Source organism: Sphingopyxis sp. LARHCG72 (assembly GCF_052871675.1).
In genome coordinates, this window is record NZ_JBIXJU010000003.1 from 125,903 (window position 1) to 140,651 (window position 14,749).

Annotated in this window: 14 protein-coding genes; 8 read left to right on the forward strand and 6 right to left on the reverse strand. The window is 60.5% G+C overall.

Features of this window, described 5'->3' with window-relative positions:
- Nucleotides 1–152 precede the first annotated feature (152 nt).
- The gene (locus tag ACIPPQ_RS08280) at nt 153–1,478 is read left to right on the forward strand and encodes an MFS transporter (RefSeq protein WP_446543647.1); all 1,326 of its coding nucleotides are present in this window, start codon (nt 153–155) and stop codon (nt 1,476–1,478) included.
- A gap of 10 nt (nt 1,479–1,488) precedes the next feature.
- The gene (locus ACIPPQ_RS08285; protein ID WP_446543648.1) at nt 1,489–1,983 is read left to right on the forward strand and encodes a YdeI/OmpD-associated family protein; all 495 of its coding nucleotides are present in this window, start codon (nt 1,489–1,491) and stop codon (nt 1,981–1,983) included.
- Between the two features lie 48 nt (nt 1,984–2,031).
- Here the strand turns inward: ACIPPQ_RS08285 and ACIPPQ_RS08290 are convergent, their stop codons facing one another.
- The gene (locus tag ACIPPQ_RS08290) at nt 2,032–2,700 is read right to left on the reverse strand and encodes a hypothetical protein (protein ID WP_446543649.1); all 669 of its coding nucleotides are present in this window, start codon (nt 2,698–2,700) and stop codon (nt 2,032–2,034) included.
- A gap of 766 nt (nt 2,701–3,466) precedes the next feature.
- Here ACIPPQ_RS08290 and ACIPPQ_RS08295 point away from each other — a divergent pair.
- The gene (locus ACIPPQ_RS08295) at nt 3,467–3,976 is read left to right on the forward strand and encodes a DUF3617 family protein (RefSeq protein WP_446543650.1); all 510 of its coding nucleotides are present in this window, start codon (nt 3,467–3,469) and stop codon (nt 3,974–3,976) included.
- A 268-nt stretch (nt 3,977–4,244) separates the two neighbouring features.
- Here ACIPPQ_RS08295 and ACIPPQ_RS08300 read toward each other — a convergent pair whose 3' ends face one another.
- Complete coding sequence (locus ACIPPQ_RS08300; RefSeq protein ID WP_446543651.1) at nt 4,245–5,264, reverse strand: fused MFS/spermidine synthase; 1,020 nt, start codon at nt 5,262–5,264, stop codon at nt 4,245–4,247.
- Nucleotides 5,265–5,903: 639 nt separating this feature from the next.
- Between ACIPPQ_RS08300 and ACIPPQ_RS08305 the strand changes: the two genes are divergently transcribed.
- Complete coding sequence (locus tag ACIPPQ_RS08305) at nt 5,904–6,119, forward strand: hypothetical protein (protein WP_446543652.1); 216 nt, start codon at nt 5,904–5,906, stop codon at nt 6,117–6,119.
- 32 nt (nt 6,120–6,151) lie between these two features.
- On the opposite strand, the gene ACIPPQ_RS08310 is transcribed toward ACIPPQ_RS08305, so the two are convergent.
- From ACIPPQ_RS08310 to ACIPPQ_RS08320, 3 genes are all read right to left on the reverse strand, one after another.
- On the reverse strand, nt 6,152–6,457 hold the full coding sequence (locus ACIPPQ_RS08310) for an alkylphosphonate utilization protein (protein WP_446543653.1): 306 nt from the start codon (nt 6,455–6,457) through the stop codon (nt 6,152–6,154).
- 77 nt (nt 6,458–6,534) lie between these two features.
- A complete protein-coding gene (locus tag ACIPPQ_RS08315; protein ID WP_446543654.1) occupies nt 6,535–8,196 on the reverse strand; it encodes a SulP family inorganic anion transporter in 1,662 nt (553 codons plus the stop codon).
- Nucleotides 8,193–8,513 (reverse strand): helix-turn-helix domain-containing protein, encoded by a 321-nt coding sequence (locus ACIPPQ_RS08320; protein ID WP_324071886.1) that lies wholly within the window; start codon nt 8,511–8,513, stop codon nt 8,193–8,195. The genes ACIPPQ_RS08315 and ACIPPQ_RS08320 overlap by 4 nt, the downstream gene beginning before the upstream one ends.
- 148 nt (nt 8,514–8,661) lie before the next feature.
- Here ACIPPQ_RS08320 and ACIPPQ_RS08325 point away from each other — a divergent pair, with 148 nt between their 5' ends.
- The gene (locus tag ACIPPQ_RS08325; protein WP_446543655.1) at nt 8,662–9,183 is read left to right on the forward strand and encodes a DUF983 domain-containing protein; all 522 of its coding nucleotides are present in this window, start codon (nt 8,662–8,664) and stop codon (nt 9,181–9,183) included.
- A gap of 52 nt (nt 9,184–9,235) precedes the next feature.
- Nucleotides 9,236–10,867, forward strand: a complete 1,632-nt coding sequence (locus ACIPPQ_RS08330; RefSeq protein WP_446543656.1) for a Na+/H+ antiporter — start codon at nt 9,236–9,238, stop codon at nt 10,865–10,867.
- A gap of 78 nt (nt 10,868–10,945) precedes the next feature.
- On the opposite strand, the gene ACIPPQ_RS08335 is transcribed toward ACIPPQ_RS08330, so the two are convergent.
- Nucleotides 10,946–11,698: a hypothetical protein gene (locus ACIPPQ_RS08335; protein WP_446543657.1), complete on the reverse strand. Its 753-nt coding sequence runs from the start codon at nt 11,696–11,698 to the stop codon at nt 10,946–10,948.
- 537 nt (nt 11,699–12,235) lie between these two features.
- On the opposite strand from ACIPPQ_RS08335, the gene ACIPPQ_RS08340 reads away from it, so the two are divergent.
- Together ACIPPQ_RS08340 and ACIPPQ_RS08345 are read left to right on the forward strand one after the other, a co-directional pair.
- On the forward strand, nt 12,236–13,222 hold the full coding sequence (locus tag ACIPPQ_RS08340) for a nucleoid-associated protein (RefSeq protein ID WP_446543658.1): 987 nt from the start codon (nt 12,236–12,238) through the stop codon (nt 13,220–13,222).
- A complete protein-coding gene (locus ACIPPQ_RS08345) occupies nt 13,219–14,604 on the forward strand; it encodes a hypothetical protein (protein WP_446543659.1) in 1,386 nt (461 codons plus the stop codon). The genes ACIPPQ_RS08340 and ACIPPQ_RS08345 overlap by 4 nt, the downstream gene beginning before the upstream one ends.
- Nucleotides 14,605–14,749: the final 145 nt, after the last annotated feature.

Here is a 14,749-nt window from a genome sequence, read left to right on the forward strand (position 1 = left end):
CCTTTGTTGCAGTGCACATAGGACATTTTGTCCAATCCCGCGACCGTTCATCATCGCGCAGGGGCATTTTCATTCCGGGCGATTTTGCCCTATGACCGACTCGTGCCGCCGCATCTTGTCTTGCGGAGGGCGCCAGCTCAAGGATTGTTGCCATGGCTGCCGATACCGTCCCCACCACCGAGGTCGAACGCGACGCCCGCGCCCTCCATGAAGACGGCCACCGCATCGACCCTGCGGAAATCGCGATCGGCGTCATCATCGGCCGGACATCCGAATTCTTCGACTTCTTCGTTTATGCGATCGCGTCGGTGCTCGTTTTCCCGAAGCTGGTCTTTCCGCACCTCGACCCGCTGACCGGCACGCTCTGGTCGTTCGCGATCTTCGCTCTCGCCTTCGTCGCGCGCCCCGTGGGCACGATCATCTTCACCGCGATCGACCGCGCCTATGGCCGCGGCGCCAAGCTCACCATCGCGCTCTTCCTGCTCGGCGGATCGACCGCGGCGATCGCCTTCCTGCCCGGCTACCAGTCGATCGGGATCGGCGCTGCATTGCTCCTCGCGCTGTTCCGCATGGGACAGGGCGTCGCGCTCGGCGGCTCGTGGGACGGTCTCGCCTCGCTGCTCGCGCTCAACGCGCCCGAGAACAAGCGCGGCTGGTACGCGATGATCCCGCAGCTCGGCGCGCCGCTCGGCCTGATCGTCGCCAGCCTGCTCTTCATGTTCCTGATCTCGGCGCTTCCGGCGGAGGATTTCCTCGCGTGGGGCTGGCGCTATCCCTTCTTCGTCGCCTTCGCGATCAACGTCGTCGCGCTCTTCGCGCGGCTGCGCATCGTCGTCACCCCCGAATATGCCGAACTGTTCGAGAATCGCGCGCTCCAGCCCGCGCCGCTGCTCGAAACGGTGCGGTCGGAATGGAAGACGATCGTCATCGGCACCTTCGCGCCGCTCGCCAGCTTCGCGATGTTCCACATGGTCACCGTCTATCCGCTGTCGTGGGTGTTCCTGTTCACCGACGAAACCCCCGTGCGCTTCCTGATGATCGAGGCGATCGCCGCGGTCGTCGGGATCGGGACGATCATCGCGTCGGGCTATCTCGCCGACCGCATCGGGCGCCGCACCCTGCTCGCCGGCACCGCCGCGGCCATCGCGGTGTTCAGCGGCTTCGCGCCGCAGCTCCTCGACGCGGGCGAGATCGGCGAGGCGACCTTCATGATCCTCGGCTTCGCATTGCTCGGCCTCTCGTTCGGCCAGTCGTCGGGCGCGCTCTCGTCGAACTTCCACCCGCGCCACCGCTACACGGGCTCGGCCTTCACCTCCGACCTCGCCTGGCTGTTCGGCGCCGGCTTCGCGCCGATGGTCGCGCTCTGGCTGTCGAGCCAGTTCGGGCTGATCGCCGCGGGCGCCTATCTGCTCTCGGGCGCGATCGGCACGCTCGTCGCGCTGTGGCTCAACCGCGAACTCGCCAGCACGATCGGCTGACCCGGACCCGATGCAATTCAGGGCTAAGATCGAACACAGGGGGATCAATCCCGTTGTGATGGTCAGCGCTGCGCGGGCACGGCGGATCAAGCCCGACTGGAAAAAGCCCCTGCCCGTGCTGGTGCAGGTGAACGGCCAGCCGGAGCCCGCGTGGCGGGTCAACATGATGCCGGCGGGCGACGGGCGCTTTTATCTCTATCTCGACGGCGTTGTCCGCAAGGCATCGGGCACCGATGTCGGCGACACCGTCGACGTCTCGGTCCTTTTCGATCCCGACTATCGCAGCGGCCCGCAGGACGACATGCCCCCGGAATTCGCCACGCGCCTCGACCAAGACGCCGGGGTCAAGGCGCGATGGGACAGCCTCCAGCCCAGCCTCCGGAAAGAAGTCCTGCGTTACCTCGCCAATCTGAAATCGGATGCGGCGAAAGAGCGCAACATCGATCGCGCCATCGCCGTCCTCGGCGGCGCAAAGGCGCGTTTCCTCGCGCGCGACTGGAACTGAGCGCGGCCGCCCCGCTCGGTGTGCTTGATCGCGCCGGATATCACCGCCTCAGCGGGCGCCTTCCCCCAGCATATAGTCCGCCACGCTATAGGAGTGGCTGGCCTGATAGGCGTTCCTGCCGCGGTTCATGTGCGTCAGGTTGAACCGCCGGATGATGCGCACAGCACGATCGGCCGTGAGGAAGTCCCCGATCGACGCCGTACCACGGATCTTGACGATCGAGAGGTCGGGCCCTTCCGGAGAGGACCAGCTCACACTCCCGGGCTCCCGGACGCACTGCTCCAGCAGCGCCGCGTCGACCGCCTCGGGCACGAGCACGCCGCCGGGTGTCAGGTCCGAAAGATGCACGATGAACCGCGCGCGAAGATCGTCGCCGTCGGCGTAGAGGGTGAACAGCTCCATCCAGCTTGCGTTGACGCGGACCAGCGGCTTGTCCGACGTCGATGGCAGGCAGGAGACCGACCAATAGGCGCGCTCCGTCGCGCGGGGGATGGGAATGCACGTCCGGCCATATCGCTCGAGTATCTCGAACAGCCCGGACGCCTGCGGCCGGCGAAGCAGTTTCTGGAAGCGAGGCGCGTATTTCATCCGCTGCTCGATCGAATCGTGCCGCTCCTCGACGTCGGCGGGTTCCGCCCGCCCCTCCAGCCACGCGGCCTGCTGTTCGATATCGAGGAACTGGCGCAGCCCCTTGGGGCTCTGGCTGGGCTTGCTCATGCGCCGAGAATGCGGGACGCGCGGCCGATCATCAAGAGCCACGAAAGATCGGAAGCCTGTGCTTTCAGGGATTTGCAGCGCCCTCGCGGGGCGGTGGTGGCAGGGCTGGATTCGAACCTAACCGTTAAGCATTGATATTATATTATTTTTATAAAGAATCCGAATACTTACCCCCACACTCCCCCCCACATTTCTGATCATCTAACGCTTGTTCGATTCACAAAATGATAAGCTGGATAAGGTTTTGGGCAATCCTTGGCCGGCCCATGCGAGGCGTTTTCGGGCACAGAAATTGAATGCTCGATTCGGAAAAGTGCTCGCCTGAAATCTATTCCGCAGCGGTCGCTTGCCACCCCATTTCGGTCACGACGGCCATCTGAGTGCCGCGGGCCAATGTAACCGCTGAACCTGGCCGGTTGCTGGCAGTCTGCTTCTGGGCGCGAATTTGAGAGAGCGGACGTTGCGTGCGCGCCGTCAAGTGGTGGGCGCAGACCATCGGCTCTCGGTCGCACCGATCGACAGCCAGCGACGAATGACGCGATGCATGTGCGATCTGTCTTTTGACGATGCACTCGGAAACATGAGCGATGGGCATCGATACCCCGAATATTTCGCGGAATGTTCCTGGACATATAGCCTTCTCGCCGCTTTGGGCGTGCATCCCATTGAAATCTTGATACATGCCCGCTCGCGATCGCTCAGAAAGTGAAGCAATTGCGACCTTCCGGGAGGGGCCAAGAACAGCAATCGAAAAGGACATCGAAGCATGAAGAAGTTTTTGACGGTCGCCGCGTTCGGCGCGGCGCTGGCATTGAGCGGCTGTGGCAAGAGTGAGAATACGGCGGCTGCGTCGGCCCGGATGGTGAAGCGCGAGGCCGGCAACTGGAAGACCGACATCAAGCTGGTCAAGTTCGAGATGCCGGGCGTTCCCGATAATGTGAAAAACCAGATGTCGAAGCAGCTCGCGGCCGCCAGCGGCACCGAGCAGTGCCTCACGCAGGAACAGGCCGACAAGGAAGATGTCGCCAGCGCGCTATCGAAGGGCTACGGCGACGCCTGTACCTGGAGCAAGAACGAGATCGGCAGCGGCAAGATCGACGTCGCGGGCACCTGCACACAAGGTGCGCAGAAGGTCGAACTCGCCCTCGCCGGAACTCTCGACACCAAGAAGACCGACGTTCTCGTTACCTCGAAGGGCAAGTCGCCGATGGGCGGCGGCGACATGGAAATGCAGATGCAGGTCACCAGCACCAATGTCGGCCCCTGCAAGGGCTGAGCTTCCCAAAAAAAGTTGATGAAGGGGCGCGGTTCAGAACCGCGTCCCTTTTTTTGGCCATCTGGATCTTCTCACGGCGATGTCTACCTATTGAACTGCCGCATCCCGCCAGAGATAAATGCCGCGGCCATCGAGAAAATCGGCCGCGAGGCAAGAATATCGAGTGGCTTTCCCGCCGCCCAAACGTCGGGTGGGCATCAAGGCGGGCGTTAACCCGCGCGTGGTGCGACTGGTCGGCCGACCATATCCGACGCAGCGGCGCCGAAACTCAATCGGCAGACCACAGCCGGGCCATCGATAGGGACTGCGATGCGCCATAACCAGATCCCGCCTTCGCGGCGGTACGATCGAGAGACTTTAGCCTGCGCAGAATTTCATTCGCCAGCGGCGAAAAGGACATCGGATGGGCTTGGTCGAGATCGCGGGCAATCCGCTGGATCGTCGCATGGTTGAGGTTGGGTCGTTCGTCCCTGAATGCAAATATGACCCGGTTCATTCCAATTTTGACCGGAAGATCGATAACCAGTCCGAAGCACTGGCGTATGCGGGACAGAATTGCGGCATGCTTCCAGTGATGATCGCATAGGTTGACCACGAAGACCCCGCCCGGATTCAGCCGCGAATGGCAATCGCGGTAAAATTCCGAAGAGCAGAGCTCGGCGGGCTGCCCGTCCTTGTCAAAGCCATCGACGAGCAAGACATCGCAGGTTCCTGCGTCCCGCTTGACGAACGCGGCGCCGTCATCACAGACTATCTCGAAGCGATCATCCTCGGGCGGCATGAAGAATTGGTCGCCAACGGCAATGACCTCGGGATCGATCTCGACTGCGGTAATCGAGACATCGGGCAGATATTTGTAGCAATATTTTGCCAGCGATCCGCCACCGAGTCCGATCATCTCGATCGTCTGCGGAGAGGGATTGAACAGCAGGAACCCCATCATCTGGCGCGTATAGTCGAGAATCAGCCTGTCCGGATCGTCGATGCTCATTATGCTTTGCACAAAGGCCCAATTTGCGAGGAGGCTTCGCATAGTGCCCAGTTCGAAGATGAACGGGGCGTCCAATCCGCTTTGCTCGATCAGATTTGGATCGTCACTGTCGGTGCCATATCGTTCAAAATGACGCTGATCCCGGTCGTTATCGTCGAGGTGATCGAGAAAATGATCAAGCTCGGCTCTCACCCAATCGTCGCCATGCAGGTCTTGAGCTGTCTCGGGTCCGCAGGCCAAGTCGGCCTCGGCTTCGAAGCATTCTGCAGCCCTATCTGTCATCGTCGCGATGTTCATTTTGCCGATCGTGCGCCCGTCCGCCGGCAATGGTGACGCCAACGAACAAAACCAGCAGAAAAACGGTGACAAGGATGATCAGGAATGTCGTCATATTTGCCTCCCGTCCGAAACGACCTTCAGCGAAAACAGCGCCCCGCCGCGGTCACGACGTCCCCGCAGGGTCAACGTCCTTGCCGCTTCTCGTCAAACTGCTGAGCCTTGTTGTACATCTCCTGCCACGCCGCCGCCGCCCGGAGGGCCCGGTCCCGGACATTCGGGAGCAACGTCTCACTTGCCTCTGCTTGGCAGGCATTCATGCGAGCCAGGTAGAATTCATGGTTGCGGACAGTCGGCTTCGGGCTGGGTGGAGAGGTCATGTCACAAGCACCATGTTTTTCTGGCCCTGCGGGGCGCCCATCGGACCGGATTGGGCGAAGCCCCGATTGCGATTGGAATGACCGCATTCGACGTTCCCAGCCGGGTGACCCATCAGCGGGCACAATGTACATATACAATATCTTCTTGGCTTGTTAAGATTGATATTTGATGTTTTAAACGTCATTCGAGAATGTAAGCGGGCGCCATATCAGCCTCAACCAGATATTCGATCTTTCAGCGAGCAACGACGATGACTATGGCAGGTCTATGCCCCGGCGGATGACGATAGCAGGACAGATCGAGCAGCTGATCGAATCTCTAGAAGGCGCGGCGACCTGCGACGATTGCATCACCGACCGGCTCAACCTGTCGGTCCGCAGCCAGGCCAACGCGGTGACGCGCGACCTCGGCGACGACAAGAGGTTCGACCGCGGCAAAGCATCGTGCGGCCTGTGCGGATCGACCAAGACCGTCATCCGCCATCGCATCATGTAAGCCCGCGTAGGAAGGCCGGCGGCGGCGAAGATTCAGCGCTTGCGCACGAACTCGGCTCGCAGGACAAGACCCTTGATCGCCTCGTGGCGGCAGTCGATTTCCTGCGGATCGCCGGTCAGCCGGATGGACTTGATGACGGTCCCGACCTTGAGCGTCTTGCCGGCGCCTTTGACGTCGAGGTCCTTGACCAGAACCACCTGATCGCCGTCCTGGAGGATGTTGCCTACCGCATCGCGCACCTCGATCTGCCCCGCGGCGGCTTGCCGGGCGGCGAGTTCGGAGGCGGGCATCCACTCGCCGCTCTCCTCGTCATAAACATATTCATTATCGTGGGTCATTTCATGCTCCATTGGGGTTGGACGGCCGATCGGTCGCGCCGATGCGTCCGGTTTTCAGGGCGAGGCGGGCACCGCATTCACTTCCTTGCGAGTAGCTCGGCGGCGAGCGACTGCGCGTGCGCATAATCGGCCGCATGCGAGACCTTCGCCGATGTTTCGCCAAGCCCGACACGATCGAGCATCGAACGGGGCTGCGGCTGCACGCCGGACAGGATGATCTCGGCCCCGGCGAGCCGCGCCTGCTCGACAAATTCTTCGAGCGCCTGCGCCCCGCTCGCATCGAGCAGCGGCATGAGCCGCAAGCGCAGGATGATGACGCGCGGCGATTGTCCCAACCGGCGCAGCGTGTCGAGCAGTTCGCCCGCAACGCCGAAGAAGAAGGGGCCCGCGATCCGGAACACCTCGACACCCGGCGGCAAATCATCGCGTTGATCGAGGTCTTCGACGTCGAGTTCGGCATCGCGCTTGCCGCTGCCATCGACCTCAACCGTTTCGGCCATGCGCGCCATGAACAGCAGCGATGCGAGCGTCACGCCGACGCCTATCGCGACCGTCAGGTCGACAAGCACCGTCAGCCCAAAGGTGAGCAGCAGCACCGCCCGATCGCTGTTCGGCATCCGCAGCAAGGCGAGGAAGCGCTGATATTCGCTCATACCCCAAGCGACCATGAAGAGGATCGCCGCGAGCGCCGCCATCGGAACATAGGCCATCAGGTCGGCACCGAAGAGGATGAAGAGCAGCAGGAAAGCCGCATGCATCATGCCCGCCACGGGCGTCTTGGCACCCGAGCGGATGTTGGTCGCCGTGCGGGCGATCGCACCCGTTGCCGGAAGCCCGCCGAAGAGTGCGGAGCCGATATTGGCGACACCCTGCCCGATGAGTTCCTGGTTCGAGCGATGCCGCGTGCCCGCCATGCCGTCGGCGACGACCGCGGATAGCAGCGCCTCGATCCCCGCGAGAAAGGCGATGGTGAACGCCGACGGCAGGACGGCATTGATCTTCGCGAACGAAATCTCCGGCAGCGAGGGCATCGGAAGACCCGCCGGGATATCGGGAAAACGCGAACCGATCGTGTCGACCGGGAAATTGAGCAGCGCTACGGCGAATGAACTTGCCACCACCGCAATCAGGAAGCCGGGAAGGCGCGGCGACCATCGGCGCAGCATAATGATAAGCGCCAGCGCGCCGACGCCGACGCCGATGGTCACCCAGCTCGCGCTCGGCAACGCTCCAAGATACGCCTGCCACTTGGGAAGGAAGTCGGCGGGAACCTTGTCGATCGCAAGACCAAGGAAGTCCTTCACCTGGCTCGAGGCGATGATCACCGCTATACCCGCCGTGAAACCGGTCACGACCGGATGCGGGATATATTTGATCATCTGCCCGAGCCGCAGCACCCCGGCGACGATCAGGATGATCCCCGCGAGCAGTGTGGCGACGAGCAGCCCGTCATAACCATGGCTCGCAATCACATTGAAGATCACGACCACGAAGGCGCCGGTTGGGCCGCCGACCTGAACACGCGATCCGCCGAGCGCCGAGATCAGGAACCCCGCGACAACCGCCGTGATCAGTCCCTTGTCGGGCGAGGCGCCGCTGGCGATTCCAAGCGCCATCGCGAGCGGCAAGGCGACGATCGCGACCGTCAGGCCGGCGATCGCGTCGGCGCGGAAGGTGGCGGCGGAATAACCCTCGCGAAAGACCGTCAGGAGCTTCGGCGTATAGGTCTCGGGTTTCACCGAATTTCGGGCCGGCTCGGAAATTTGGCGGAAAGAAGCCCGCGCCCGGGCCGCGCGGGATCGGCGAGGGCCGCTTCGCGCAGTCGCACGCCACGCCCCTGCCCGGTGCTCGAAGAATATTCGCCAAGCAGTTCGATGCCGTTGCTTTCGAGCGCGCCGATCACCTTAACCAAGGTATCGACGACACCGCGAACCTGGCCATTGGATGCTTCCATCCGCTGGATGGTCGGAAGAGAGAGGCCCGCCAGTTCGGCGAGTTGACGCTGATCGATCCCAAGAAGGGCACGCGCGGCCCGCATCTGCTGTGAGGTGATCATATCAGCTCCTCGATGTTTGATACATCATTTATCAATCTTAACACCATCATCTAATACTGTATATATCGATCATGCCAAGCAATCGATCAACCGTGACTTGTGTCCGCCAAGATTATAGTTCGCAGATTTTCCGCGGAGAACGCGGCTGATGCCGGATTTCATGGTGTCGCCATTCGACCGCCCCATCACCAGGAAGATTCCGCCGCCGAACGATCAGGATCCGGAAGGCGAAGACTTTGCGCTTCCATCCTCCGGTTGGGAGGCGATGGCCCGCGGCGCGCGAGGCCGATGCCCGCGTTGTAACGATGCGAAGCTCTTTCATCGCTTCCTCAAACCGGTGGCGACTTGCCCCCGGTGCCGGCAAGACTGGACCCATCAGCAGGCTGATGATTTCCCGGCCTATGTGTCGATCCTGCTGACCGGGCATATCATGGCGCCGATCATCATCGCGCTCGTTCAGGAGACGGCACTGTCACTGGCCGCCCTGGCCGCGATCATCGTGTCGTCGATGCTGATACTGATGATCGGCATTCTTCAGCCCGCGAAGGGCGCGACCATCGCCTTGCAATGGTGGTTCGGCATGCACGGGTTCGTGAAGGAACGGCGCACCTCGAACGAAGAAAACCCGATGCCCGACCACCCGGACGGAAACGGCAAAGGGTTGCCCTGACAACGTCCCGCCTTTTAGATGGCCGGCAACCCGCAAAATGGAGCGAAATTTCTTGGATACGGTATCGATCGTCCTCTTTCTGCTGCTGGCCGTCGTCGTCAGCGGCGCGATATCGCGAATGCTCCCCATATCCTTGCCAACCCCGCTCGTGCAGATCCTGCTAGGAGCGGGCATTGGTCTATCGACATCCTACCGCGTCGAGCTCGACCCCGAACTGTTCCTGCTGCTTTTCCTGCCGCCGCTGCTGTTCCTCGACGGCTGGCGCATTCCCAAGGATGAATTGCTGAAAGACGTCTCGACGGTGGTCGAACTCGCGCTCGGCCTCGTCCTGATAACAGTCGTCGGCATGGGCCTGTTCATCCACTGGATGATCCCGGCGATGCCGATGGCGGTCGCCTTCGCGCTCGCCGCCGTCGTATCGCCGACCGATCCTATTGCGGTCTCCGCCATCGCGGCCCGCGTGCCGATCCCCAAGCGGATGATGCACATATTGGAAGGTGAGTCGCTGCTGAACGATGCGTCGGGGCTCGTCTGCCTGCGTTTTGCCATCGCCGCCGCGCTGACCGGCACCTTCTCGGCCGGCACCGCCGCGCTCAATTTCCTGTGGGTCGCGGGCGTGGGACTGGCGATCGGCGTCGCGGTCACGCTGGCCGTGACCCGCGTCAAAGCCTGGGTGACGAAGCGCTGGGGCGAGGATACGGGCTCACAGGTTCTCGTCAGCCTGCTGATCCCCTTCGGCTCCTACCTCCTCGCCGAGCATTTTCACGCCTCGGGCATCCTTGCCGCGGTGAGCGCGGGCGTGACCATGAGCTTCGCGGAAATATCGCGCCAGGCGATGGCGGTCACGCGGATGCGGCGTAATTCGGTGTGGGACACGATTCAGTTCGCGCTTAACGGCATCATCTTCGTGCTGCTCGGCGAACAACTGCCCGCGATCCTCGCTGGCGCGAAAGAGACCGTGACGCTGACCGGCCACAGCGCACCCTGGTGGCTCGGCATCTATGTGATCGCGATCGTGGCCGGACTGGCGGCGCTGCGTTTCCTCTGGGTGTGGGTTTCCCTGAGGCTCACCATCTTGCGCAAGCGCGACAAGGACAGCGGCCTTCAAAGCCCCGACTGGCGACTGGTTGCCGCCATGTCGTTCGCCGGCGTGCGCGGGGCGATCACCTTGGCAGGCGTACTGACGCTGCCGCTGGCGCTCGACGATGGCACAGCTTTTCCGGCGCGCGATCTTGCGATTTTTCTGGCGGCGGGTGTCATCATCGTCTCGCTGGTCCTGGCCAGCGTCGCATTGCCGTTGTTGCTCAAGGGGCTGGTGATGCCGCCGGAACCATCGAAACAGGCCGAGGAGGATGCGGCTCGCGTAGCAACGGCCGAAGCAGCCATCCGCGCGATCGAGCGGCGCCAGCACGCCTTGTCCGAGGATCATGGCGAAGCCGACCTCTATGCCGCCGCGGGCGCGCGCGTCATGGACTTTTACCGCGAGCGAATCGAGAGCCGCAGCCAGGGCCTCTCCGAGGCACGCCGGGCGGAAGAGCAACTCATCCGGGAATTTCAGCTGGTCGGTGTCAAAGCCGAACGCGAAGCACTGGTGAAGCTTGGCCGCGCTCGCGCGATCGGTAGCGAGGTGGCCCGAAAACTGATCCGCGAGCTCGATCTGTCCGAGGCGCGGTATCGCGGTTAATGGCCGTTAGGAGACTGGCAGCTTCTAGGTCGGACACCTAGAGAAGCGGACATTCAACAGCTTTGATGATAGCACGGCTTAAAAGGGCACGTCGTCATCGAGGTTATCATCAAACGGCGGCCGCGGTGTCGGAGGTTTGCGGGGAGCACTTAGAGCTTTCGGTGGAGCGGCGGCCGGAAGCTGCTTCGTTTCCTCCTCTGCAGCCTTCGCCTCCGCCACGGTCTGCATAATATTGGTGGTCAGCTTGTGCGTTATGTCTGCCGATGCCCAAACGGTGCCAGGCACACTTAGAACAAGATAGGTCAATCGCGCGACGGCCATCATGTTGAGTCGACGCTTCTCCAACTCAGCTTCGAAGGCGTCGAGTTTCTTCAGCAGCGCTTCGCGCTTGGCGGCGCTCATATTTCCCTTCTCGACACACTGCCTGAGGCCGCTGACGTAAGTCCTCAACTGGTCCTTCGTCTTCGGAAGCACCTCGACCGTGTCGCGCTTCGCGCGAAGGCTATTATCCAAAACGAGTTGGGTCACATAATGATCGAGGTCAGACTTAAACTGACGATGGTCAGCATCGCGAAAATTCGAGTATTGTGGCACCTGCATCGAATGAAACGGTTCGATCTCGAAGCGTTTGCCGGCTGCCACGACGACATTCATAAAGCTGTATCGAAATTCCTCAATTTTCTGCCACTCATATTGATTGTCAGGATCGAGGGCATCGATCTTGGAAGAAAGGCTGCGTTGCGCGGCGTTTACGAGTTGCATGAAAGCGGTGTTTGGATCTTCGTCAAGGTCGTCGAGTACATCCTGATTAACAAACTCAAGTATGCTCATTGCTCTCTCTCCCTGGCGATGCCGCAAAATGTCATAGCACGCCGATGATCGATGTCAGTATGAGCGAGCGGAAAGGGCGCGCCTCAAGTCAAATAGGACTTATCTTCCAGAGGATGTTCCCCGAGGGTATCCGCCATGTCATCGATCATGGGAACCGCGTCGTCGTCTGCCGCTGGCCATTAACGGCCAAGCAGCTTTGTACAACAACACTATCGAACCTGCCGTGGCATCCGCTGCACACTCGGATGAGCGTATGCTTGGCAAGCCATCAACAACCTACATGGAAGATGGCGGCAACCAGCGCAATCCTTACCCAGATTTGATGGCGCTCGCAGCTTCTTTTGCGCTAGCTGGCGGCCGCCAGCGGCCCGGCAGATTTCGGTTTTTCTTCCTCTCGCGCACCAACGGGCGCCGTACCTCGTTCACTGCGGGCTTGCTAACCCCTGCCGCCTAATATAGAACATAATGAGAACGAATTGCGTTCCTGAACGAAATCTGTAGCTTGCGCTCCGCGTGAATTCATTGGGGGGGAATCAAGTGCAGTTTTCAGACGAAGAGATCGGAAATCTCTCGATCGACAAGTTCATCTTTCATGTCGTCCATCAGCGTACTGACGAGCCGATACTTCTCGACGAGACGCCGATCGGCGACTTCGAGGACTTTTTTCTAGCGAGAGCCATGGAGACGTTGAAAGGCAACCGGTTCCTGTTTGCCGATGGGTCGATTACGAGAACCTTGCTCAAACAGATACTGGATGACGACAAGGCATTTGTTCCGGTGTCGAAGACGTTGGCACAGGCATTCCATGCCGGCAGGGACAAGCGCATCAAAGCTGGCGTCATGATTCTGATGCAACTATCCACCGGCAAGCGCAGACTGTTGTCGCTCCTAAAATATGATCATGAAGAGGCCGTGACCTACGACATCACGGATGATGCGAAGGCCATCCTCAAGGCGATCGCGAACTCGTTCACCAAATCACCTGACGCATTGCAGAAATCGGCATTGATCGAAATCTTGGACGATGCCGAGAGTATCGTCGTCATAGACAAGACCGTCAGACATGAGATTACGGACTTTTTCCGGGGATTTCTCGCATGCAAGCGGCTCTATGACGATGAGCAGATGACTAAGGTCGTGGAGGCCGTTGTCGTCGAAATCGCCAAAAGGCACCAGGACGAACTACCGAATGAAATTACGCAGAACATTCGCGACCGCTATTATGAAACTGTCCAGAAGCGCGAGAGATTTGATGCAAATGATTTTTTCTCTGAGTTTTTCGGTTCGCATGGCAGCACCAATGTCCGCGCAAGCTTTGATAAGCTCCTAGTAAAGAAGGGAATGCAGGGTGAGGCATTCAAATTCGACAAAGGTGCCGTGAAAAAGCGGCGGCCACAAAAGTATAAGACCGCGGAGGGCGTGAAGATCGAGATTCCGGAGCAGGCTTCGGACACCTTTAAAACGGCAAACACCGATGCCGGAACCGTTGTCACCATCACGACCCGCCGGTTGAGCAGCCTATGACCCTTGAGGAGATGATTGAGCTCGGCGACCTGTTTCAGCGATTGGCTGGAACCGATGGCGCCACCTTTAGCGAAACGGAGACGATCTGCCGAGCCGACCAGGTTGCCGGGTTGTCCGAAGGCAACCTGACACGGATTGCACAGCTGGCTTCGACCCTTTCCGGTTCGGATCTAGGGAGCCTCGAAGTCTATGCAGACATCAGCGGGAAGGTCGATCTCGGTGCGGAGCCAGTCTCGGCTATCGAAGGCGAGACGGTATCCGTCCGCTTGACGAAGAAATCGGGGCCGGACGACGCCTATTTTCTTACGCACGCCGGATTCGAAGCGGCCCTCGGCCGCGATCCATTCATACTTGGTGTCAGAAAGATTTGGGTTGCGGACGAGTTTCTGCCGTTCGCCACGCAAAAATGCGTTTACGCGCCCTGGGGAGCCATGGCGGACCCGATTGGCCCGGCGGATATTTTCGATAGCCCGCGCCGGTTGGTGCGCGATCAAAGCCACCATCTGGCCCCGAGTGATGTCGGGCCATGGTATCTCACCGTTCCCGGTGACGACGGGTCTGCCGTCTTCGCAACATGGAAGGAGCAGGCTGCAAAGCAGCTCGCCTTCTGCCTGCCAACCGAAATCCGGTCTGCTAACGACGGCTTCCAGGTCGTATTAAAAGGCGCTCGATCGGCCTTCGCCGACGTGAATGCCACCCAGTCGGTGGCACCAATGTTCGATGCGCTGACCGATGCCGTGCGCTGGATCTACGACCAGCGACGGGATACGGAGACGAAATTTCATCTGCTTAACAATCATTTGGCGCTATATTGGCGAGATGGTGATGTGTGGCCCCTCGGCTTGGCCGAGGTGCTGCAGAATTCTCTGGCGAGCGCGCGCGAGGCGTTTGCATTTCATCTTCAAGAGGACAGTAAAGAGGCGATCAAGTCGCTCGGGGATCTCCGCAAGGCGCTACAGGATGAGGTGTCTCGCACCCAGACCGCGACGCGCGACCTTCTCACTGCCCTTTGGCGAGATGCTGCCATCGCCGGCGCGGCATTCGCACTGCGCACTGCGACGGCCAATGCGACGATGGTAAATCTTATCGCCTTAAGTGCCGCGGCCCTCCTCTTTGCAAGCCTGGTCACGACAGTGCTCTCCAACTGGCGTTTCGATGTCCTCGCCAGAGGCGTCCGGGAGCAGTGGAGGAAACGCCTCTATGCGTTCATGTCGGCAGCACAATGGAATGAGCTTGTCGTGCAGCCGATCTCGAAGGCTCGATGGGTCTACCGGCTGTCAGTCGTCCCTGTTGCGGCAGTCTATGTTGCTTTAATCTTGGCCCTTTTGTGGGTGCCATACCCCGTTCGGATCGAAGCGTTAGTCGAGTTTCTGGGCGAATGAGCAGTGTTGCTTTCCTGGTGATGTGTAAGAGGGGAATAGGGAAAGCGCCCTGGCGAACCACCCGATATCCATTGGCGCATTGCCATTCGCCGATCTGTGTCGCGACGAATTTCACTCCCGCCCGCCGATGTTTCTTGCCATGAGG